The sequence below is a fragment of the Paraburkholderia hiiakae genome (assembly GCF_904848665.1).
In the GTDB taxonomy this organism is placed as follows: domain Bacteria; phylum Pseudomonadota; class Gammaproteobacteria; order Burkholderiales; family Burkholderiaceae; genus Paraburkholderia; species Paraburkholderia hiiakae.
In genome coordinates, this window is record NZ_CAJHCQ010000008.1 from 47,699 (window position 1) to 67,531 (window position 19,833).

22 protein-coding genes are annotated in these 19,833 nt (G+C 66.4%); 10 read left to right on the plus strand and 12 right to left on the minus strand.

Annotated elements, in window-relative coordinates; all coding sequences use genetic code 11:
- Positions 1-69: 69 nt before the first annotated feature.
- Positions 70-513 carry a hypothetical protein gene (locus tag JMY28_RS16880; RefSeq protein ID WP_201697072.1) on the minus strand — a complete coding sequence of 148 codons (444 nt, stop codon included), beginning with the start codon at positions 511-513 and terminating at the stop codon, positions 70-72.
- 168 nt (positions 514-681) lie between these two features.
- Here JMY28_RS16880 and cydX point away from each other — a divergent pair, with 168 nt between their 5' ends.
- Both cydX and JMY28_RS16890 read left to right on the plus strand, forming a co-directional pair.
- Positions 682-861 carry a cytochrome bd-I oxidase subunit CydX gene (cydX, locus tag JMY28_RS16885; protein ID WP_201697276.1) on the plus strand — a complete coding sequence of 60 codons (180 nt, stop codon included), beginning with the start codon at positions 682-684 and terminating at the stop codon, positions 859-861.
- Positions 858-1,451 carry an AAA family ATPase gene (locus JMY28_RS16890; protein WP_201697073.1) on the plus strand — a complete coding sequence of 198 codons (594 nt, stop codon included), beginning with the start codon at positions 858-860 and terminating at the stop codon, positions 1,449-1,451. The genes cydX and JMY28_RS16890 overlap by 4 nt, the downstream gene beginning before the upstream one ends.
- Before the next feature lie 4 nt (positions 1,452-1,455).
- Here JMY28_RS16890 and JMY28_RS16895 read toward each other — a convergent pair whose 3' ends face one another.
- Positions 1,456-2,559, minus strand: a complete 1,104-nt coding sequence (locus JMY28_RS16895; protein ID WP_201697074.1) for a saccharopine dehydrogenase family protein — start codon at positions 2,557-2,559, stop codon at positions 1,456-1,458.
- 221 nt (positions 2,560-2,780) lie between these two features.
- Positions 2,781-3,245, minus strand: a complete 465-nt coding sequence (locus tag JMY28_RS16900) for an Lrp/AsnC family transcriptional regulator (protein WP_028207862.1) — start codon at positions 3,243-3,245, stop codon at positions 2,781-2,783.
- A gap of 226 nt (positions 3,246-3,471) precedes the next feature.
- On the opposite strand from JMY28_RS16900, the gene JMY28_RS16905 reads away from it, so the two are divergent.
- Positions 3,472-4,017 carry a Spy/CpxP family protein refolding chaperone gene (locus JMY28_RS16905; RefSeq protein ID WP_201697075.1) on the plus strand — a complete coding sequence of 182 codons (546 nt, stop codon included), beginning with the start codon at positions 3,472-3,474 and terminating at the stop codon, positions 4,015-4,017.
- A gap of 157 nt (positions 4,018-4,174) precedes the next feature.
- Positions 4,175-4,609, plus strand: a complete 435-nt coding sequence (locus JMY28_RS16910) for a PGDYG domain-containing protein (RefSeq protein WP_201697076.1) — start codon at positions 4,175-4,177, stop codon at positions 4,607-4,609.
- Between the two features lie 75 nt (positions 4,610-4,684).
- Here the strand turns inward: JMY28_RS16910 and JMY28_RS16915 are convergent, their stop codons facing one another.
- From JMY28_RS16915 to JMY28_RS16950, 8 genes are all read right to left on the minus strand, one after another.
- Positions 4,685-5,050 (minus strand): DUF3022 domain-containing protein, encoded by a 366-nt coding sequence (locus JMY28_RS16915; RefSeq protein ID WP_201697077.1) that lies wholly within the window; start codon positions 5,048-5,050, stop codon positions 4,685-4,687.
- A gap of 33 nt (positions 5,051-5,083) precedes the next feature.
- On the minus strand, positions 5,084-5,893 hold the full coding sequence (locus JMY28_RS16920) for a YhfC family intramembrane metalloprotease (RefSeq protein ID WP_201697078.1): 810 nt from the start codon (positions 5,891-5,893) through the stop codon (positions 5,084-5,086).
- Between the two features lie 197 nt (positions 5,894-6,090).
- Entirely contained in the window at positions 6,091-7,188 is a 1,098-nt protein-coding gene (locus JMY28_RS16925; RefSeq protein WP_201697079.1) for a substrate-binding domain-containing protein, read from the minus strand.
- Positions 7,185-8,150, minus strand: coding sequence for a 2-hydroxyacid dehydrogenase (locus JMY28_RS16930; RefSeq protein WP_201697080.1), 966 nt, complete (start codon positions 8,148-8,150; stop codon positions 7,185-7,187). Before JMY28_RS16930 ends, JMY28_RS16925 begins: the two co-directional genes overlap by 4 nt.
- Positions 8,151-8,171: 21 nt before the next feature.
- Positions 8,172-9,455 (minus strand): MFS transporter, encoded by a 1,284-nt coding sequence (locus JMY28_RS16935; RefSeq protein ID WP_201697081.1) that lies wholly within the window; start codon positions 9,453-9,455, stop codon positions 8,172-8,174.
- A gap of 141 nt (positions 9,456-9,596) precedes the next feature.
- Entirely contained in the window at positions 9,597-10,583 is a 987-nt protein-coding gene (locus tag JMY28_RS16940) for a sugar kinase (RefSeq protein ID WP_201697082.1), read from the minus strand.
- 53 nt (positions 10,584-10,636) lie between these two features.
- Complete coding sequence (locus tag JMY28_RS16945; protein ID WP_201697083.1) at positions 10,637-11,443, minus strand: TIM barrel protein; 807 nt, start codon at positions 11,441-11,443, stop codon at positions 10,637-10,639.
- A 185-nt stretch (positions 11,444-11,628) separates the two neighbouring features.
- Positions 11,629-12,549, minus strand: a complete 921-nt coding sequence (locus JMY28_RS16950) for a LysR family transcriptional regulator (RefSeq protein ID WP_201697084.1) — start codon at positions 12,547-12,549, stop codon at positions 11,629-11,631.
- A 145-nt stretch (positions 12,550-12,694) separates the two neighbouring features.
- On the opposite strand from JMY28_RS16950, the gene JMY28_RS16955 reads away from it, so the two are divergent.
- The 6 genes from JMY28_RS16955 to JMY28_RS16980 all read left to right on the plus strand — a co-directional run bounded on the left by JMY28_RS16955 (position 12,695) and on the right by JMY28_RS16980 (position 19,126).
- The gene (locus JMY28_RS16955; protein ID WP_201697085.1) at positions 12,695-13,768 is read left to right on the plus strand and encodes a YeiH family protein; all 1,074 of its coding nucleotides are present in this window, start codon (positions 12,695-12,697) and stop codon (positions 13,766-13,768) included.
- A gap of 246 nt (positions 13,769-14,014) precedes the next feature.
- Positions 14,015-14,749: a glutathione S-transferase gene (locus JMY28_RS16960; RefSeq protein ID WP_201697086.1), complete on the plus strand. Its 735-nt coding sequence runs from the start codon at positions 14,015-14,017 to the stop codon at positions 14,747-14,749.
- Positions 14,750-14,897: 148 nt separating this feature from the next.
- Positions 14,898-16,643 (plus strand): ClcB-like voltage-gated chloride channel protein, encoded by a 1,746-nt coding sequence (locus JMY28_RS16965; protein ID WP_201697087.1) that lies wholly within the window; start codon positions 14,898-14,900, stop codon positions 16,641-16,643.
- 161 nt (positions 16,644-16,804) lie between these two features.
- The gene (locus tag JMY28_RS16970; protein WP_201697088.1) at positions 16,805-18,163 is read left to right on the plus strand and encodes a C45 family autoproteolytic acyltransferase/hydolase; all 1,359 of its coding nucleotides are present in this window, start codon (positions 16,805-16,807) and stop codon (positions 18,161-18,163) included.
- Between the two features lie 246 nt (positions 18,164-18,409).
- The gene (locus JMY28_RS16975; protein ID WP_201697089.1) at positions 18,410-18,682 is read left to right on the plus strand and encodes a hypothetical protein; all 273 of its coding nucleotides are present in this window, start codon (positions 18,410-18,412) and stop codon (positions 18,680-18,682) included.
- Positions 18,683-18,895: 213 nt separating this feature from the next.
- Positions 18,896-19,126 (plus strand): DUF2795 domain-containing protein, encoded by a 231-nt coding sequence (locus JMY28_RS16980; RefSeq protein WP_201697090.1) that lies wholly within the window; start codon positions 18,896-18,898, stop codon positions 19,124-19,126.
- A gap of 34 nt (positions 19,127-19,160) precedes the next feature.
- Here JMY28_RS16980 and JMY28_RS16985 read toward each other — a convergent pair whose 3' ends face one another.
- On the minus strand, positions 19,161-19,778 hold the full coding sequence (locus JMY28_RS16985; protein WP_201697091.1) for a TetR/AcrR family transcriptional regulator: 618 nt from the start codon (positions 19,776-19,778) through the stop codon (positions 19,161-19,163).
- Positions 19,779-19,833: the final 55 nt, after the last annotated feature.

Below are 19,833 nucleotides of genomic sequence, written 5' to 3' on the forward strand. Positions count from 1 at the left end.
CTGGCGCCTGAGAGCACTACCCGTGCCCGCTGTGCAGCGGTGGCGGCGAACTGCTGTGCGGTTCCCGGCCTACTGAGCGACGCGGCGGATGCCGATGCGGTCATTCTTGTCGAATGTCACGCTCGCGCGGTTGGTGTAGCGCGGATCCACGAGGAAGCGCAGCTCGATCACGGGATCGAACTGCGTCGTCACGCCAATGCGGTGCACACCCGGTTTGAGGTAGAACGTGACGTGCTCGCCGTCCATGAGGTCGGTGACGGGCTCGCCGTCGATGTACACGGGCGCGTCGCGAAATTTGACGATGACGTTGCGGGTGCGCTCGCGGCGCACGTCCACGGCTACGAGCCCCTCGCCGGGCTGGGTATAGCCCGGCTTCAGGATGCGCTCGGCCGGCACGGCCTTGAAAGGCATGGGTGGCGCCTGCTCCTCGGCGCAGCCGCCGAGTGCGAACGCAATTACCACCGCGACGGCGGCGATGCTCGCAGTCGACCTGCGCGATGGCATGAGCGGCATGGGCGCTTTCCCCTCGTTTTATCCGGCCTGGCTTCGGTTCGGGCCCATCATATACGTACGGGCGCCAGATCGATCTATACGTACGGGCGCCAGATCGATCATCGATGTTATATGCTTCGGGGAATGCGCGGCAGCGCGCGCAACCTGCACAAAGAGGAGGCAACGGCCATGTGGTACTTCTCGTGGATCCTCGGCATCGGCGTTGCGCTCGGCTTTGGCATCATCAACGTGATGTGGCTCGACGCTACCGGCAAATTCCTGAACGGACACGGTCCCGAACAGGCCGGCCCGCAAAGCGCGCCGCCGGGAGACGCCGACACACCACGCGGCGAGGCACGCCGCCCGTGACAAGACTGGTGTTCTTCTGCGGCCACGCCGGTGCCGGCAAGACATCGCTCGCCAAACAGCTGTTCGCCCCGCTCGCCCGCGAGACTGGCGAGCCCTTCTGCCTGCTGGACAAGGACACGCTCTACGGCGGCTATAGCGCAGCCGCGATGGGCGCGCTCACGCACGACCCGAACGATCGCGACAGCCCGCTCTTCCTGCAGCATTTGCGCGACCCCGAGTACCGGGGACTCATCGACACCGCCCGCGAAAACCTCGAACTTGGCGTGAGTGCGCTCGTGATCGGCCCGCTGTCGCGCGAAGTGCGCGAACGCAAGCTGTTCGACCGCGCCTGGCTTGGCATCGGTCTGGATGTGGGGCTTACCGTGGTGTGGGTGCATACGAGCGAGGAAACGGCGCACGCGCGCATCGTCGCGCGTGCTCATCCCGTCGACGCCTACAAGCTCGCTCACTGGGACGAATACCGGCAGCGGTGTTTCATGCCGTCGGGCGCGCAACGCGACGACCTTCTCCTCTTCGACAACACCGCGCCCGCCGCGGCCGACTACGACGCGTTGTTACAACGCATCGTATCGGCAACGGCATCGACGTGAGACTTCAGGCCGCCACCTTCGCGCGGCTGTCGAGCGTGGCGCCTTCGTACACCTGGCCAAAGCGGTTCGCGAGGAACTGCTGAAGCGACACCTGCTCCTGGCGCACGAACCCGGCTTGCGGCAGACGCTTTTCGCGGAACAAATCGAGCACCGCGCACATGGCGCCGGCCGTGGTGATCTGAATTGCGCTCATGGGCACGCCGCACACCGTCTTCGCGAAGATCTTGCGCGTGAACACTTCCTGTACGAGCTTGCCGTCGCGCATGCCGGTAACGGTCATGAAGATGAGCACGACGTCCTGCTCCGTGGCGGGGACCGAGCGCCGCATGATCGACTTGAGCGTATCGCGGTCGCTGGAAAGGCGCAGGTCTTCGAGCAGGAATTGCATGAGCGCGCGATGACCCGGATAGCGCACCGACTTGTAGTCGAGCGACTCGACTTTGCCCGAAAGCGTCTCGCAGAGCGTGCCCAAACCGCCCGAGGTATTGAAGGCTTCGTATTCCACGCCGTCGAGCGAGAAGTGCTCGAGGCCTTCGAGCGGCTGCACCCACTGCGTGCGGCCTTCGCGGATCGCTTCGCACGGCTGGCAATACTCGTTGATGAGCCCGTCCACGCTCCACGTGAGGTTGTACTTGAGCGCGTTGGTGGGGAACTGCGGCAGCGCGCCCACGCGCATCTTGACGTCGCGGATCTCGGTGAAGCGGCTCGCGAGCGCATGCGCCGCAATGCCGATGAAGCCGGGCGCGAGACCGCATTGCGGCATGAACACATGATCTGCGCCCTCGGCCAGGGCGCGGATCGCGTGCGTCGCGCGCACGTCCTCGGTCAGGTCGAAGTAATGGACGCCCGCGCCCTTCGCCGCCGATGCGACGTTCACCGCCAGGTAGTACGGCAGCGCGTTGATGAGCACGTCGTAGCCTTCGAGCGCGCCGCGCAGCGCGGCAGCGTCGCCGGAATCGACACGCGCGGTGGGGATGCCCTGCGCTGCGAGCGGTTCGAGCGCCTTCGCATCGCGGTCGAAAGCAGCCACTTCGTAGTCGCCGCTCTCGCGCAGCATGTGGGCAATGGTGTGGCCGATCAGGCCGGCGCCTGCAATCGCAACTTTCATGTGTCATCTCCTTTGGTTTTCTATGCTTGGGGATGGGCAGCGCCCGCTCAAACACAGTCTAGGGAGAGACAAAAACGGTTCATAGACGCAAAACGATGCGTTTCGACCGTGATTTTCGTCATTATGACGATTGATTTCGTCGAAATGACGAAAACGATCAATTTCGATGGAGAATGCCCCGTCGTCCAGCCTGCAGTTCAACCTGTAAATCGGCCCGCAGTTCAGCCAGTCACCGAGCCGCGATCGACTTTGCGCGCGAGCACGATCGAGGTGGTCGTACGCTCCACGCCCGGCATGCCACCGATCTGGTCGAGCAGGTCATTGAGGCGGTCGGGCGAATCGGCGCGCAGCCACGCCACGTAGTCGTACTCGCCGCTCACGGCGCACAGCAACTGCACTTCGGGCATCTTGCCGAGGCGCTTTTGCACATCGGGCCCGTGGCGCGGCGCGATGATGAGCCCGACCCACGCCTGCAAGCTCGCGTCGAGCACGTCCTGGCCGAGGCGCACGCCGTAGCCCGCAATCACCTGCGTGCGCTCCAGGCGCTCGATGCGCGCAAGCACCGTGGTGCGCGCGACACCCAGGCGCCGCGCGAGGTTCGCGACGCTTTCGCGCGCGTTTTCCTGCAGCAGCGCGACGAGGCTGCGGTCGAGGTCGTCGAGTTGATCGAGGCGCGGAGGTCTCATCGGGCGGCGGTCTCTTTGAGAAGTCTGAACGGCGTCATTATCGCGCGTGGCTGGGCGCGCCGGGCGGCGGACACGGCGTGCAAGCCATGCGCGACGGGTATTTCCACGCGTTTCGTTTGTAAGCAAGTGTCGCAGCCGGGGCGTCGTGAAGCGAGAACGTGGTACTAATATCGGCTGCAGGCATTCTGGCCGTGCTACCCGCTACGAAATGATTCAAGGAGTCACAATGAAGAAAGCTTTCGTCATCCTTGCCGCCTCGCTCTCGATGAGCGGCGCATTCGCGCAAAGCGCCGCGCCGGCCGCCGCGGCCTCGGCTGCATCGAGCGCCGACGTGCGTGCCGCGCAGCATCAGCAGCGTGTCGAGGAGCGCATCACGTGGCTGCATACGCAGCTCAAGATCACGCCCGAGCAAGAGCCGCAATGGAAGACATTCGCCGACGTCATGCGCAGCAACGGCCAGACCATGGCCGGCCTCTACAAACAGCGCATGGAAGGCGAGAGCACGCGTAACGCGCTCGACGACATGAAGCAATACGCGCAAATCTCGCAGGCGCACGCCGAAGACATGCAGAAGCTCGTCACGGCGTTCGAGCCGCTCTATACGAGCCTCTCGCCTGAGCAAAAGAAGCTCGCCGACCAGACCTTCCGCCACGGCAGCGAGCATGGCCCGTCGGGCAAGCCGATGAAGCCGAAGCACAAGGGTAAGATGAAGCCGTCCGCAGACGCAGCACCAAGCGAGGGCGAAGCGGCCAGCACGCCGGCCGCGCAGTAAGAAGGAGTAAGGCGCACCCGCCATCGGGCCACGCTCCCATGCGTGCGCGGTGGCCCGATCCAGGGTACCCTTGCGGACCGCGCGACGGCCGGGCAGTTTCGCCCGGCCGTCGCTTCTTTGGAACCCGATTCCTGGAAGCAGGTCCGCTGCTCACGCCATGATTGAACTGACCCAACTCGACCTGCGCGTCGACCCTGCCGCCCAGCGCGTAGTCAAGGACGAAACTGTGAGCGTCGAGTTCGCAGCCGTTGCCGGCGAGCTGATCAGCCTGGAAGGCCCGAACCGTTATGCGCCTGGCGACGCGATCATCACCGGTTCGACCGGCGATCGCTGGGTCGTATCTCGCGATCGATTCGATGCGAAGTACCTGCCGGCGAGCGACGCCCTCGCCCACGGGGAAGCCGGCGCGTATCGCAACCGCCAGGTCGTCGTGCTCGCAAGGCGTATGGACGAGCCTTTCACGCTTGTGCGTTCGGCCGGCGGCGACCGACTGAGCGGCGTGGCCGGCGACTGGGTCATGCAGTACGCGCCCGGCGACTATGGCGTCGTGCAGGCCGCGCGTTTCGCCAAGGTCTACAAGCTCGCCAGCTGAGCTTCAGGGCAACGCTGACCGGGCGCGATGCGCCCAGCCCTTCGTCGCTTTACGCAAACCGCTTTACGCAGACCTTCACGCAAACTCTTCGTCCAGCGCGATCGTTACCTCGCGCGACACGTCTTCGCCCTTCGCGTGCTGTTCCTCGAGCGATTCGATCGTTGCCTCCACATAGGCTCGCAACACCGCGAAACTGCGACCGCGCAGCCGCGGCGGCAACGCGCGATAGCGCGCGAGCGCGGCGGGCGCGAGTGCGATCGTGAGCGCCATGCGGCGCGCCTTCGAGCCGAAGCGCATCGCCACCCAGTGCACGACCAGTTGCGGCACGCCGTTCTCGTTCGGCTCTTCGGCAAAGCGCGTCTGCTCGGGAAAGATGTCGGCGATCACGCGGGCGAGCTCGTCGAAATCGGGGCTCGCGCATTCAAACAGATAGTCTTCCATTGACGCCAGAAAAAAGTAGTGAGACGCGCAGACTCACGCCGCGCGCGCGACGCGCCGCTCCGGGCGGCACGTCCTGAATAGCACGACGGCGACCGCCAGGGCCGCGACCGTATACAAACCATCCACGACGACGAGTGGCGCGAGACGCGCCTGGTACATCGCCGCAGGCACGTCGATGAGCGCATGCACCAGGATCGCGAGCGGCAAAATCCCCTTCCATCCCGCGCGCACGCCGCGCCACATCAGCACCGACAACCCGATCTGGAACACGAATGCGGCCGTCCGCTCGAGCGCGAACACTCCCGCGAAAAGCGGCGAGAGGCTCCCGAGAATCATATGCACGCGCAGAACCGAGTCCATCGTGAGGTTGGAGAGATGCTCGTCGAGATCGCCACGATTCGCGAGCACCGCGAACACGATCCACTGCAGTTGCACGAGCACGCCGACGAACCACGCTTCGGCGCCCGCATGGCCGATGCCGTAGCCGAACGCCACGCTGTCTGCGGGGGTATTGGCCTTGCGCGCGGCGCGGCGCGCGATGATCCGCATGGCGATATAGCGGCCGACCTCCTCGCACACGCCCGCGGCGAGCGCGCCGTACAGCACGAAGAACGCGGGATTCGAGAGCACCTGTGCAGTGGCGGCGTTCCCGTGCAGCATGTAGTCGTTGATGGCGCGTTCGATCACGGTTGCGAAGAACGCGAAGATGGCCACGCCCGCGATCGTATCGCGCCAGTCGAGCGCGAATGGCGCGCGCAGCCGGCGATAGAGCGATACGGGCAAGGCGGCGACGAACAGCGTCGCGAGCGAGAGGCAGACGAGCGTGATCGGGGCTACAGACATGAGCTTCCTTATGACGTTCGGCACGCACCCACGCGCGCCGCAGCCCGAATGATCGCAGATATTCACGCCTGCGCGCAGGCCCGGCTGCGCGCGGGCTTTGGATGCGTGGCGTTGGAGCGCTCAGTCAGCCACTCAGTCAGCCCGCTCAGTCAGCTCGCTCAGTCAGCCCGAAAGACGTGCTTTGGATCGCACCGTAGTCACCCCAGCGTCGAAGCCCTCACCACCAGTTCGCCCTCGAACGCCGCCGCGCGTGCCTTGGGCGCCGCCCCTTCGATGCGTTCGTGCAGAAACTCCACCGCGCGATAGCCGATCTCGCGCGTGGGCTGGCGGATCGTGGTGATGCCGGCAAGTTCGGCCCACTCCGGATCGTCGATGGCAACGAGCGCCACGCGCTGCTGCCACTGCGCGCCGAGCGCGGCCTTCAGATGCAACGCGATGCGCAGCGCCACCGGCGCGTTGGCCGCGAACAGCGCGCAGCGCGCATCGCGCGCGAGCGCCTGGGCCACGTGGGCGTCCAGCGCCGCGAGCGCGGCTTGCACGGCCGCTTCATCGTGGAGATCGAGCACGTGCGTGAGGCCACGCGCCGCGCCCTTCGTCGCCTGCATCGACTCGCGAAACGCCGCTTCGCGCTCGCGCCGTGAACTCACCTGCTCGAACGGCTGCACGACGAACACGATGTCGTCATAGCCGCGCGCAAGCAGATGCTCCGTGCCGAGGCGCACGGCCGCCGCATTGTCGAGGCCAACCATGTCCGCATCCAGGCCGTCGACGGTACGGTCGATCAGCACGGCCGGAATGCCGCCGCTGCCCACGGGCTTCAACATCGATTCACGCACGCCGAGTGCATTGACGATCACGCCTTCCACCCGATACGTGGTGAGCAGTTGCAGATAGCGCCGCTCCATGTCGATTTCGTTCGCTGCGTGGCAGATGAGCGGCATGTAGCCGAGCGCGTGACACGCCTCCTCCACGCCCTGCAGGATCTCCACCGAATACGGATTGGCGAGATCGGCGAGCAACAGGCCGAGCAGACGGTTGCGGCCGCGCTTGAGGCCGCGCGCCATCTGGTTGGGGCGATAGTCGAGCCGCTCGATCGCCGCTTCGATGCGTGTGCGCAGGTCGGGCGAAAGCACGCTCAACTCGCCGTTCAGATAGCGCGAGATGCTGGTCTTGCCGGTGCCGGCTTCACGCGCCACGTCGCTGATGGTCGCGCGGCGCGGCGCTGTGGCCGCGGCGCCCTTTTCCGCGTTATCGACGTTGTGCGCACTCTGCGCGCCGCCCGCAGCCCTACTCATCGCGCGAGCACTTCGCGGTTGACGACGTTCACGTCGAGCGTGCCGGCGAGCGCCGCGACCAGGTTCTCCGCCGCGCAGCGCGCCATCGCGTGGCGCGTCTCGTGTGTGCCCGAGCCGATGTGCGGCAGCGCCACCACGTTCGGCATACGCAGGAGAGGCGACGCGGGATCGATCGGCTCGCGCTCGAACACGTCGAGGCCCGCGCCGTGAATCGTGCCCGCTTCGAGCGCCGCGATCAGCGCTGGCTCGTCCACCGTCGCGCCGCGCGAAGCGTTAATGAGAATCGCGCTCTTCTTCATCTTCTTCAGTTGCTCTGCGCCTATCAGATGTCGCGTGGCGTCGGTGAGCGGCACCTGGAGGCAAACGAAGTCAGAACTTGCGAGCAGTTCGTCGAGTTCGACACGGCGCGCGCCATAGTCGCGTTCGGCCGCTTCGTTCGGACTGCGGTTCGTGTAGAGCACTTTCATGTTGAAGCCGAGCGCCGCGCGCCGCGCAACGGCGCCGCCAATGCGCCCGAGCCCGACGATGCCGAGCGTTTTGCCCTGCACGTCCACGCCGAATTGCGCCGGGCCGATGCTGCCCTTCCAGTGGGCCGCCTTCACCCAGTCGGCCAGTTCGACCACGCGGCGCGCGCTCGCGAGGATGAGCGAGAACACGGTATCGGCCGTCGATTCGGTCAGCACGTCGGGCGTATGGGCCAGCACGATGCCGCGCTTCGTGAGATCGGACACGTCGAACTGGTCGTAGCCCACGGAGATCGTGGAGAGCGCCCTCACACGCGAGCTGTCCAGCATCGCCGGGGTGATCTTCACGCTCGCGCCGATCGCGCCGTCCGCGTCTTTTAGCGCGGCGGCGAGCGCACCGGGCTGGTCCGCATCGACGTCGATCAGTTCGGCGTGCTCGCGCAGGTAGTCGGCGACATCGGCGGGCAAGGCTTTATAGACAACGATTTTCGGCTTCATAAATGCGCTAGAAAAGAGAGGTTATTTTCCGTGAGCCGGCGATGCATAACCACGGGCGGCGTCGCGCTGCGGCTTGACGGCGAGCGTGAGGCCCACCGAAACGAGCAGCGCTACGCTCATGAACGCATAGGATGCCGCAGGCGAGCCCGTCGCGCCATTCAGATAGCCGACCACATAGGAGCCGACGAACGAGCCGAGCGCGCCCATGCTGTTGATGAGCGCCATCGCGCCGCCGGCCACGTTCTTCGGCAGCAGTTCCGGCACGATCGCGAAGAACGGGCCATATGGCGCGTACATTGCCGCGCCGGCAACGACGAGCAGCGCGTAGGAGATCCAGAAGTGCGTCGAGCCAAGCGCGTAGGAGGCCGCAAAAGCCAGCGCGCCGACCAGCAGGAACGGCCACACGAACGCGCGGCGATTGTCGAGCTTGTCCGAGGCCCACGAGGCGGCGAGCATCGCGATCGTCGCCGCGAGGTACGGCACAGCGGAGAGCCAACCCGTTTCGACCATGCCGAGCGCCGAGCCATTCTTCACGATCGAGGGCAGCCACAGCACGAAGCCATACACGCCGATGCTCCAGCAGAAGTACTGCGCGGAAAGCAGCATCACGGCGCGCGTGCGGAACGCCTCGGCGTAGTTGCGCACCGGCTTGATGGCGGCCTGCTCGGCGCGCATCGCGGCGTCGAGCGCGCGCTTTTCATCGTCGGAAAGCCAGCTCACCTGCGCGGGCTTGTCGCGCACGAGGAACCACCAGCAAACGGCCCACACGACAGCCGGCACGCCTTCCGCGATGAACATGTGACGCCAGCCGAACGCATGCACGAGATAGCCCGAGACGACCGACATCCACAGCACCGTGACCGGATTGCCGAGAATGAGGAACGTGTTGGCGCGCGAGCGCTCCTTCTTCGTGAACCAGTTGCTGATGAAGATGAGCATGGCGGGCATCACGGCCGCTTCGACCACGCCGAGCACGAAGCGGATCGCCATGAGCGACGGGATGTTCGTGACGACGCCCGTGAGCGCGGCACAGCCGCCCCACAGCACGAGGCTCACGAACACGAGCGTGCGCACGCTGCGCCGCTCGGCATACATGGCGCCCGGCAACTGGAAGAAGAAGTAGCCGAGGAAGAACAGCGCACCGATCAGCGACGAGAGCCCCGGGCTGATGCCGAGATCGCGGTTGATGCCCGCCGCCGAGGCAAAGCCGTAGTTGGCGCGGTCGAGGTAGGCCAGGCTGTACGTGATGAACACGATCGGCATGATTGCCCACCAGCGGCGCGGTGCGAGCGAGGTTGAGGTCATCGGTGTCTCCAGTTGAACCGGGGCTTGGTACCTGCCTGGTACCTCGTATTGCCGCCCTCTGGTCCCGTGTCATTTGGCGCGTCGCTTGCGCATTCGCTTTGCGGGCGCCGCTTGGTCCGTGCTTGTGCCGCGCTGATTCCGCTAGACAGCCGCAGGGGCAGCGGCGCCCGCCTGCTGTTGCGGACCTTCGAGTGCGTCGAGCTGCGCGCGCGTCGGCAACCCTTCCGAGTCGCCGATCACCTGCACGGCCAGCGCGCCGATGCGGTTGCCGCGAGCGACCGCCGCCGCAAGCGCACGCCCTTCGAGCAACGCGCTCACCACGCCCACGGCGAAGCCGTCGCCCGCGCCCACGGTATCGACCACGCGCGCGACGCGCTGCGCCGCGACGCGGCCCTGCTCGCCAACGGCTGTGGCGTAGTACGCGCCCTCTGCGCCGAGCTTCACGATCACGCCGCGCGCGCCGCGCGAAAGATAAAACTGCGCGATGGCTTCAGGATCGTCCGAGCCCGTCAGCACGCGGCCTTCGCCCACGCCTGGCAGCACCCAGTCGGCGAAACTCGCGAGTTCGTTGAGCGTGCCAACCATCTCGGCTTGCGAGCCCCAGAGCGTCGGGCGCAGGTTTGGGTCGAACGAGATCGTGCGGCCCGCGGCGCGCATCTCGTGTGCAAGCTTGAACGCCAGTTCGCGCGACGACGAGGAGATCGCGGGCGCCACGCCGCTCAGGTGCAGATGGCGCGCGCCGAGCACGTAGTCGGCCTGATAGTCGCAAGCCGAAAGCTTGCTCGCCGCCGAACCGCGGCGGAAATATTCGACAGCCGGATCGCTCCCGTCGTCGTTCTTCGACTTGAGCTGGAAGCCGGTCGGGAAGTGCGTGTCGGTGCTTACGCAACGCGCGTCGATGCCTTCGTGCGCAAGCACGTCGCGCACGAACTGGCCGAACGAATCGGCGCCCACGCGGCTCATCCAGCCCACCTTGAAGCCAAGGCGCGCGAGGCCGGTCGCGACATTGAGCTCCGCGCCCGCCGCGCGCTTCGTGAAATGCGCGACCTGGGCAAGCGGCCCCGGCTCGGTGGCGACGAACATCGCCATGGCTTCGCCGTAGGTGATGACATCGAGTGCTTCGGTCATGAGATGCGTTCCTGATGAATCGTATGGGGAGTCTGGGGTTCGGCTACGTGTGCTCAAGCGGCCGCGAGCCACTCGACGTAATGCGCGGCGTCGTCTTCCACGCGCGCCGGGTCGAACGGAAACTCGATGCCGCGCGGCACGTGCGTCGGCAGCAGCGCGAGTGCGGCGCGGCACAGGGTGTCGTCGTCGCCTGGCGCCACGGCGAAGCGGCGTGCGCCCTCGCCGACCACGGCCTTGCAATGGATGTATTCGACGTACGGCGCGAGCGCGGCGGCGGCGAGCAGCGGTGGCTCGCCCGGCCATTGCCAGTTGCCGATGTCGAATGTCATGCCGATCACACCCGCTGCACCGCCGTCGCGCAACGCGTTGAAGAGGTCGATGAACTGATCGAGCTTGCCGCCCTGCTCGAGCTGCCCGTTCTCGACGACAACGCGAGGGCCTTTGCTCGCTTTATCCCTTTCATCCGTCCTGCCCGTGCGCGCGCCCAATTCTTCGAGCAGGCTCGCGAGGCGCACCGCGCTGGCGTCGCCTGCGAAACCGCCGAGTTGCAGCTTCACGAAACGCGCGCCAAGCGCGCGGCCCGCGGCGACCGCGCAGGAAAGCGCCGCCTCGTCGAGCGCGCCATCCTCGCCATACAGCGCGTCCGGCGTGGACCAGACGCGCCACAAACCCTCGCCCGCAAGCGCCGTTCCGAGCGCGCGCAGCGCATCGGGCTGCGCGTCGGCATCGTGCATCAACTCGCGCCGCACCTCGAACGCCTGTGCGCCCGCGCGCCGCGCTGGGCGGCTCCACGCCGCATGACCGTCACGCCAAATTGCCTGCGCGCCAAACGCGCTCGCCACGATTGCTACTTCCGCCATTGCCGTCTTCCTGTTGCCTGTCACCGCGCGCTTCGCTCTTGCTGGCTCTTCCTCGGTTTCTTGGAACCGGTTCCAAATCGAGCCCGAAAAAAAGCGCCTGCGCGCCGGTTGATTAGGGCGGATAGTGCGCGCTAGCCGCTCAGGCCGCCATTCTGGATTGCCCTGGGTCAGTTGGGTCAGGTGAATCAAGCGCCGGGAGCATCGGCGAGGCACAGTTCCAGAAAGCGCTGTGCGACGCGCGAAGCCGCGCCCGCGTGCGGCACCAGAATCGAGAACCGCCGCGCCAGCGGTTCGGGGCCAAGGCTGATCTGCCGCAGCGCGCCGTTCTCGTGGCGCATCGACATGGCCGAGACGAAGCCGATGCCCATGCCCGCCCGCACCGCCTCCTTCACGCCCTCCACGCCCGCGATCTCGAGCGCCACACGCATGGGCGCGCCCGCGCGCGCGAAGGCGCGCTCGACCACCTGGCGCACGCCCGAGCCATCCTCGCGCAAAACGAGCGGCCACTGCGCGAGCGTTTCCACCGTGATGGGCGGCATCGGTGCGGCCGCCTCCCCTTGCGCGTCGGACTGCGACGCCAGCGCGTGAGCGCGCGGCACGATGGCGACGATTTCATCCTCGTGCCACGGATGCACAGCCGTATCCGGCGGCAACTGCTCACCCACCGGCCCCTCGATCAACGCGATATCGACCGCCCCGAGCATGCCCACGACGTCCGTCGTATTCCCGCTCGATGTTTCGAGCTTGACCTGCGGATAGCGCCCGTGGAATTGCGCCACCAGATACGGCAACCGGTAGCTCGCGGGCGTGGTGGTTGCGCCGATGCGCAGCGTGCCGCGTTCGAGGCCGCGCAACGCATCGCGGTAGGTGAGCGCATCGCGCCAGGTGTCACGCAAGCGGGCCGCATATCCCGCGAGTTGTGCCCCCGTGGGCGTGAGGCGCACGCCCCGGCCGTCGCGTTGATAAAGCGGCTCCCCGATCTCCTCCTGCAGCAGCCGCAACTGGCCCGAAACGGCCGGCTGCGACAAATGCAGCGCCAGCGCGGCTCGACTGATGTTGAGGTGCTCGGCGACTGCAGCGAAAGTTATCAGTTGTTCCGGGGTCATTGTGGAGAACCATCGTGTTCTCCTATATATTACTTCACAAATCACGATTTTTTATATCGATATATCTAAATTAGGATTAGACCATTCGATAGCGATCTGTTCGCTACCCCATTTTTCGACCGATTCGTCCGGTAGAGAGGCCGTCATGTCTACACCCAGTCTTGCGCACTCGTTGCCGTCCACCCGCGGGCAGCTCAACGGCGTGCTGTTCGTCGCACTCTTCGCGGCGGCCGTCACCAGCGTCGCTTCGCTGCCCGCCATCGCCGGGTTAGGCATGAGCCCGCTGATCGTCGGCATCGTCGCGGGCGCGATCTACGGCAATGCGTTGCGCGACGGCATGCCCGAAAGCTGGGCTGCAGGCGTGAACTTCTCCGCGCGCAAGCTGCTGCGCATCGCGGTGGCGTTCTTCGGGCTGCGCGTGAGCCTGCAGGAAATCGCTCAGGTCGGCGTGCCGGGGCTCGTCGAATCGGTCGCGATCGTCGTGAGCACGCTCGTCATCGGCACCTGGGTCGGCATGAAGTTCCTCAAGCTCGACCGCGACACCGCCATTCTCACGGCCGCCGGCAGCGCGATCTGCGGCGCGGCCGCCGTGCTCGCCTTCGAATCCACGCTGCAATCGAAGCCGCACAAGAGCGCCATGGCCGTGGGCAGCGTCGTGCTGTTCGGCACGCTTTCGATGTTCCTCTACCCGGTGATCTACAACGCGGGGTGGCTGCATCTGGATACCCTCGGCGCCGGACTCTTCTTTGGCGGCACGATTCACGAAGTCGCCCAGGTGGTGGGCGCGGCGAGCAACGTGAGCCCGGAGGCCACGCATATCGCGACCATCGTCAAGATGACGCGCGTGATGCTGCTCGTGCCCGTGCTGCTCGTGCTCGGCGTGTGGCTCAACCGTGCGGCGCGCAGCAAGGCACAGGCCGACGGTCACGCCAGCCACGGCGGCGCGCGCAAGCTCGCGGTGCCCTGGTTCGCGCTCGGCTTCCTTGCGCTCGTGATCGTGAATTCACTCCACGTGCTACCCGAAACGGCCACCCACGCGGTCAACACGCTCGACACCTTCGCGCTGACCATGGCGATGACGGCGCTCGGCATCGAGACGCGCGTCTCGCAGATCCGCCAGGCCGGCCCGCGGGCGCTGACAGCCGGTTTCATCATCTACCTGTGGCTGGTCGGCGGCGGTCTCGCGATCACCTGGGGCGTGGAGCGCCTGTTCGGATGACCCGGCGCCCGAGGGCCGCGCGCCCCGACCCGCTCCCCTGTGTGCCGGCGCTCCCGGCCACCGGCCCCGCTTGCAGCGGGGCTTTTTGCGTTTCTGCGCGCGGCGGCCTCGCGCGCGCTCGCGAGCGCGCGCCACGCGCGAACCGGGCGCGACGGTTGCGAGCGATACTGTGCGTTGCTGTCCGTTACGTGGGCAGCCGCCGCGCAGGCCGTGGCGAGCACGGCAGTGAACGCAAGGGGACGACCGATGGCATACGAGCTCTATTACTGGGACGGTCTGCAGGGCCGGGGCGAATTCGTGCGGCTGGCGCTGGAAGAAGCGCAAGCGCCCTACGTGGACGTCGCGCGCGGCGAGAAGAAGGACGGCCTCGGCATCGGCGCGATGATGGGCGAGCTGGAAGGCGGCGAGCCGTACCCGCCGTACGCACCGCCCTTTCTCAAGGACGGCGACCTCATCGTGCCGCAGACCGCCAACATCCTTTTCTATCTCGGCCCGAAGCTCAAGCTCGCGCCGCACAACGAGGGCCTGCGATTCGTCGCGAACGGCCTGCAGCTCACGATCGCGGACCTCGTGACCGAGGCGCACGACACGCATCACCCAATCGCGAGCGGGCTCTACTACGAGGACCAGAAGGACGCAGCGAAGGCGCGCTCGGCGGATTTCATCGCGCATCGCATGCCGAAGTTCATGAGCTATTTCGAGCGCGTGCTCACGCAAAATCCCGACGGCCCGCGCCACATGGTGGGCAACGCGCTCACCTATGTCGATCTTTCGATGTTTCAGATCGTCGAGGGCCTGCGCTACGCGTTTCCGAAAGCGACGAAGCATTTCGCGGACCACTATCCGCATGTCGTCGCGCTGCGCGACGCCGTGGCGAAGCGCCCGAATATCGCCGCCTATCTCGACTCGGAGCGGCGGCTGCCGTTCAACGATACGGGCATCTTCCGGCACTACCCCGAACTCGACCGGGCCGTGCGCTGATTGCGCGCGGGCGGTGGAAGGTGTCCGCCGCCGCCCTGTTTCACGCACGCGGCGCGCCGTTGCAACACTGCACCCGCTATGCTTGCCGCCGCACGTCGCGCCCCGCGCACGCGCGGCTTTCTTTCACCCGTAACCTGACCCGCCCGCCGTGCTGTCATTCCTGCTGAAACTGCGCACCCGCGCCCGCGATCTCTTTCGCCTGTCAGACGCCCACACGATGCTGATCTGGTCGGTCATCGTGGGCGTTGCGGGCGCGTTTGCGACCGTGATCTTTCGCGAGGGCATCGCGCATGTGCAAATGCTTTTCACGGGCAGCGATGGCAGCCTCGTCGAGATGGCGCGCCATCTGCCGTGGCACCGGCGCATCTGGATGCCAACGGTCGGCGGCTTCATCGCGGGATGCCTGCTGTTGCTCGCGCGGCGCAAGGCCCCCAGCAGCGGCACCAAGGCGATCCACGCCGACTACATCGAGGCAGTCGCCATCGGCGACGGGGTCATGCCCGTGAGCACGAGCATCTGGCGCAGCCTCTCATCGCTCTTCACGATCGCCAGCGGCGGCTCGATCGGCCGCGAAGGCCCGATGGTGCAACTCGCCGCCCTCGCCGCTTCGCTGATCGGCCGCTGGGTGCACTTCGATCCGTCGCGCCTGCGCCTGCTCGTCGCGTGCGGCGCGGCGGCGGGTATCACCTCGGCGTACAACGCGCCCATCGCGGGCGCCTTCTTCGTGACTGAGATCGTACTCGGCGCCATCGTCATGGAGAGTTTCGGGCCGATCGTCGTCTCCTCCGTGGTCGCCAACATCACGATGCGCGAGTTCGCAGGCTACAAGCCGCCGTATGAAATGCCGGTGTTTCCCGCCGTGACGGGCGTCGAAGTGCTGCTGTTCGTGGCGCTAGGTCTCTTGTGCGGCGCGCTCGCGCCGCAGTTCCTCGTGATGATGGACACCGCGAAGAAAGGCTTTGGCCGGCTCAACGCGCCGCTGCCCGTGAGACTCGCGCTCGGCGGCCTCGTGGTCGGCATCCTCTCGGTGTGGACGCCCGAGGTGTGGGGCAACGGCTATAGCGTCGTGAACTCCATCCTGCATTCGCCCTGGACCTGGACCGCGCTCGCGACGGTGCTCGTTTTCAAGCTCATCGCGACGGCCGCAACGGTCGGCTCCGGCGCCGTGGGCGGCGTATTCACGCCAACGCTCTTCATGGGCGCCGTGCTCGGCTGCCTGTTCGGCCAGGGCATGCACGCGCTCTGGCCCGACGGCACCTCCGCGCCATACGCCTACGCGATCGTGGGCATGGGCGCGTTCCTCGCAGGCGCGACCCAGGCGCCGCTCATGGCGATCCTGATGATCTTCGAGATGACGCTGAGCTACCAGGTGGTGCTCCCGCTCATGCTCTCGAGCGTGGTGGCGTATTTCGTCGCGCGCGCGATCGGCAAGGCGTCGATGTACGAAATCACGCTGCATCGCAACCGCGAGGAAGCCGAACGCATGCGCCTGCGCATGACGCAGATGCGCGAGCTGGTGCGCCCCGCCCAGACTGTGGTGCTGGAAAGCGCCACGGTGCAGGAAATGACGCGCGTATTCCTGGAATATCCGGTGAAGTACCTCTACGTGACCGACGAGACGGGGCGCTTTCTCGGCGCGGTTGCGCTGGCCGACATCACCTCGGACTTGCTGCAAAAGCGCGACACCTCGAACAAGCACGCCCGCGACTACCTGAAGCCGACGTTCGACGTGCTCACGCCCGATATGCCGCTCGCCGTCGGCCTGCAGCACTTCATGTCGTTCCAGGGCGAGCGCCTGCCCGTGGTCGAAAGCACGCGAGAGCCGACGCTCGCGGGCGTGGTGTACAAAACCTCGCTTCTCGACGCCTATCAGCGCATGAACGCCGAGCGGTAAGCCTGGCCGGCGAGTGAGCCGCGTGGCAAAGCGCAGCGGATTTTCTAGAATTTAGAGGGCAGTTTCAAGAAATAGGCGCTACCCGGCCCGCGCTGTGCGCCCGCGTACGGACGCGCGTGCAGGAGGCCGCGAGAATCGACGCGGGGATGACCGGAGCGAAGATGAGCGAACCCTCACTCGAAGCCGTAAGGCGCGACCACGCGGGCTGGATATTCGTGCACTTGCAGGGCGAGCCCTACGACCGCGGCGAGCAGCACGGCAAACTGCTCGCCAACGAAATCCGCAACGCGATCCGCACCGCGCGCTACCTCGCGAAATGGGACACGGGCGAGGACTTCGACACTTTCATCAACGCTGCGATCCAGCAGTTCGCGCCGCGCCTCGACACCGAATTCGCCGACGAGATCCAGGGCATCGCCGACGGCGCCGGCCTCAAGTTCGCCGAAGTGCTTGCCTGGAACGGCTATATGGACTTGCTGCAGAGCTGGTGGCCGGTTCATGCGGCAGCGCAGCAGGCGCCACAGGGGCAGCTCGCGGTTCGCCCGTGGCGCGGGCGGCGCGGCCACCACTGCAGCGCCTTCATCGCCACCGGCAGCGCTACGCGCGACGGCCGCATCGTCATGGCGCACAACTCGTGGGACCGCTACGCGGCCGGCGACGCCTTCAACATCGTGTTCGACATCGTGCCCGACGCGGGGCACCGCATCCTCATGCAGGGCCTGCCCGGCTGCATCTCGAGCCTCACCGATTTCTGGATCAACGGCGCGGGCCTGATGGTGACGGAGACGACCATCTCGAACTTTGTCGGCTACCGCGCGAACGGCGCTCCCGAGTTCTATCGCTCGCGCCGGGCGACGCAGTATGCGTCGAGCATCGCGCAATGGTGCGAGATGTTTGCGCAGGCGAACAACGCAGGCTATGTGAACAGTTGGCTCCTCGGCGACACCAAGACGGGCGAGATCGCGCGCTATGAACTGGGCCTGCAGCACGCGGGCTTCGAGAGCACGAAAGACGGCTTCTACAGCGGCTTCAACACGGCCACCGACCTCAAGATCCGCAACCAGGAATGCACCGGCGAGGCCGACGACTACACCGACGTGCGCCGCAACGGCGCGCGCCGCCTGCGCTTCATGCAACTCGCTCAGGAGCACCGCGGCGCGATCGACGCCGAACTCGCCAAGGCGATGATCGCCGACCATCACGACGTCTATCTCGAGCGCACCGACAACCCCTGCTCTCGCACGATCTGCGGGCACCTCGAACTCGACGATGCGCGCTTCGGCGGCGCGGACCATGGGCCGTTCAACCCATGGGGCGCGAACGACGGCAAGGTGGTCGACAGCGACATGGCGCGAGATCTGTCGTTCTGGGCGCGCTGGGGCCACCCGTGCGGCCGCCCGTTCGACGCCCAGGCGTTCATGCAGCGCCACCCGCAGTGGAACTGGCTCAACGGCTATATGCGCGACCGCCCATCGTGGCCCTGGACGCGCTTCGAGGCGCTGCGCCGGCCCTCGCCTTAATCCCGCGTAACGGCGGCGCCCGTAAAAAAGCACGCGCGTTCGAGACGCGCAGGTGCATTTCCTGCCATCATGGTATTTCCGTATGCGCCTCGCGCACATGAGCCGTTCAGACGGCTCATGTGCCTTCGCGTAGCGGCGCGCCTGGCCGCCCCGGCTGGCGCGGCTGCCTGCTCCGCCACCACGCCTGGCGGACGCGGTACGGCGCTTGCTGCGACCTGTGGGCCGCATGAGAAAGGAGGTCGAGCGATGAAAACCTCGACACTGATGACCAGCGTACTGTTGTCGGCGTCTTGCTTCGCCGCTCCGGTACGCACCGCGCAGGACTCACCGGTCGCCCAGGCCAGCGCGCACATCCCGCTCGCAAGTGGACAGTCCCACGCCTACGATGCCCCCGTGGCGCCCCCCGCCCCCAACGTGCCCGTGACCGCGAACGGCCCGCAACACTGGGAGTACCTCACGCTGCCCAGGTCGCACCGCCTCGACAAGACGCTAAGCCCGGACCTGCACGAGCAGACCTGAGCCTGTCCGGCACCCCGGTTGCGATCATGCGGCAAATGGGCAGCGCCCGCGCACGCTGCGAAAGCGTGCGAAGCGGATTGTGTATGCTTGAGGCGCCGCGCTAGCGCTGCAATGCAAACAAAGCGCGGACCACAATCTGAACACATTCCGCACAACGAACGAGACGACGACGCGGACCGCCAACGCCGGCCGCCCGCGCAAAGGACGCCACGCATGCCTGCCTCTCGCATTCCCGATGAACCCATCGATCTGCAATTCGCTGACGTACTGCGCGAGGTGCGCTGGCCCGCCAACAAGGACGAACTCGTGGACGCTGCGCGCGAGGCCGGCGCCAGCAACGAGGTGCTAGCCATCCTCGACGGCATGCCCGAGCAGGACTATCAGGATGTCGCGTCCGTTACGCGGCTGATCGGCAGCAACTACGGCCCTGGCCTCGGCGCCTGAATCATGCGCGTCGCGGTCTCCGTGCGCGCTGGGCTCATGCGCCGCGGCCGAAGACCACTCGCGCGAAAAAGGTCCCCAACACGGTTTCGACGACCGGCGGCGTGACATGCTGCGGATCGGCCGTGGCAAGAAACTGCACCCCATCGCACAGCCCCATCAGCCCAATCGCGAGCAGTTCCGGATCGAGCGGCACCGGCGTGCCCACGCGCGCCGCAAATTCCTCGATATACACGGCCAGACTCTCGCGCTTTTCCTTCATGAAGGCGTTAAAGCGCGTGCGAAAGCGCGCGTCGCGCGCGGCCAGCAATTTCGCTTCCACCCACAGCAGGAAGACCTTGTTGTCCTGGGGCATGCGGCTGTAATAGGCGAGCACGCGCGCCTCCATCTGCTCGCGCGAGACCTCGGTCTCGAAGATGGCGCGCAAGTCAGCCTGCATGGCTTCGTGATCGCGCCGCAGCAATTCCACGAGCAGATCGGACTTGCCCGAAAAGTTCGAGTAGAACGCGCCGCGCGTGTAGCCCGCCGCGTGCGCGATGTCCTCGACGCTCGCGCCTACGAACCCTTTTTTCATGAACATGGCCTGCGCGGCGTCGAGCAGGCGCTCGCGCGTCTGATCGCGGCTTTGCTCGCGAGTGAGTCGAATGCGCTTCATGGGGTGGGGCGTCGTTATGTGTCGTGGATTGACGCGAGTCTAGCACTGAAACATT

What these genes read in the sequence shown, in the direction of transcription:
- JMY28_RS16880 (WP_201697072.1), bottom strand. Translation starts at nt 513, where the DNA reads ATGCCGCTCATGCCATCGCGCAGGTCGACTGCGAGCATCGCCGCCGTC.
- cydX (WP_201697276.1), top strand. Translation starts at nt 682, where the DNA reads ATGTGGTACTTCTCGTGGATCCTCGGCATCGGCGTTGCGCTCGGCTTT.
- JMY28_RS16895 (WP_201697074.1), bottom strand. Translation starts at nt 2,559, where the DNA reads ATGAAAGTTGCGATTGCAGGCGCCGGCCTGATCGGCCACACCATTGCC.
- JMY28_RS16900 (WP_028207862.1), bottom strand. Translation starts at nt 3,245, where the DNA reads ATGAGACCTCCGCGCCTCGATCAACTCGACGACCTCGACCGCAGCCTC.
- JMY28_RS16905 (WP_201697075.1), top strand. Translation starts at nt 3,472, where the DNA reads ATGAAGAAAGCTTTCGTCATCCTTGCCGCCTCGCTCTCGATGAGCGGC.
- JMY28_RS16910 (WP_201697076.1), top strand. Translation starts at nt 4,175, where the DNA reads ATGATTGAACTGACCCAACTCGACCTGCGCGTCGACCCTGCCGCCCAG.
- JMY28_RS16915 (WP_201697077.1), bottom strand. Translation starts at nt 5,050, where the DNA reads ATGGAAGACTATCTGTTTGAATGCGCGAGCCCCGATTTCGACGAGCTC.
- JMY28_RS16920 (WP_201697078.1), bottom strand. Translation starts at nt 5,893, where the DNA reads ATGTCTGTAGCCCCGATCACGCTCGTCTGCCTCTCGCTCGCGACGCTG.
- JMY28_RS16925 (WP_201697079.1), bottom strand. Translation starts at nt 7,188, where the DNA reads ATGAGTAGGGCTGCGGGCGGCGCGCAGAGTGCGCACAACGTCGATAAC.
- JMY28_RS16930 (WP_201697080.1), bottom strand. Translation starts at nt 8,150, where the DNA reads ATGAAGCCGAAAATCGTTGTCTATAAAGCCTTGCCCGCCGATGTCGCC.
- JMY28_RS16935 (WP_201697081.1), bottom strand. Translation starts at nt 9,455, where the DNA reads ATGACCTCAACCTCGCTCGCACCGCGCCGCTGGTGGGCAATCATGCCG.
- JMY28_RS16940 (WP_201697082.1), bottom strand. Translation starts at nt 10,583, where the DNA reads ATGACCGAAGCACTCGATGTCATCACCTACGGCGAAGCCATGGCGATG.
- JMY28_RS16945 (WP_201697083.1), bottom strand. Translation starts at nt 11,443, where the DNA reads ATGGCGGAAGTAGCAATCGTGGCGAGCGCGTTTGGCGCGCAGGCAATT.
- JMY28_RS16950 (WP_201697084.1), bottom strand. Translation starts at nt 12,549, where the DNA reads ATGACCCCGGAACAACTGATAACTTTCGCTGCAGTCGCCGAGCACCTC.
- JMY28_RS16955 (WP_201697085.1), top strand. Translation starts at nt 12,695, where the DNA reads ATGTCTACACCCAGTCTTGCGCACTCGTTGCCGTCCACCCGCGGGCAG.
- JMY28_RS16960 (WP_201697086.1), top strand. Translation starts at nt 14,015, where the DNA reads ATGGCATACGAGCTCTATTACTGGGACGGTCTGCAGGGCCGGGGCGAA.
- JMY28_RS16970 (WP_201697088.1), top strand. Translation starts at nt 16,805, where the DNA reads ATGAGCGAACCCTCACTCGAAGCCGTAAGGCGCGACCACGCGGGCTGG.
- JMY28_RS16975 (WP_201697089.1), top strand. Translation starts at nt 18,410, where the DNA reads ATGAAAACCTCGACACTGATGACCAGCGTACTGTTGTCGGCGTCTTGC.
- JMY28_RS16980 (WP_201697090.1), top strand. Translation starts at nt 18,896, where the DNA reads ATGCCTGCCTCTCGCATTCCCGATGAACCCATCGATCTGCAATTCGCT.
- JMY28_RS16985 (WP_201697091.1), bottom strand. Translation starts at nt 19,778, where the DNA reads ATGAAGCGCATTCGACTCACTCGCGAGCAAAGCCGCGATCAGACGCGC.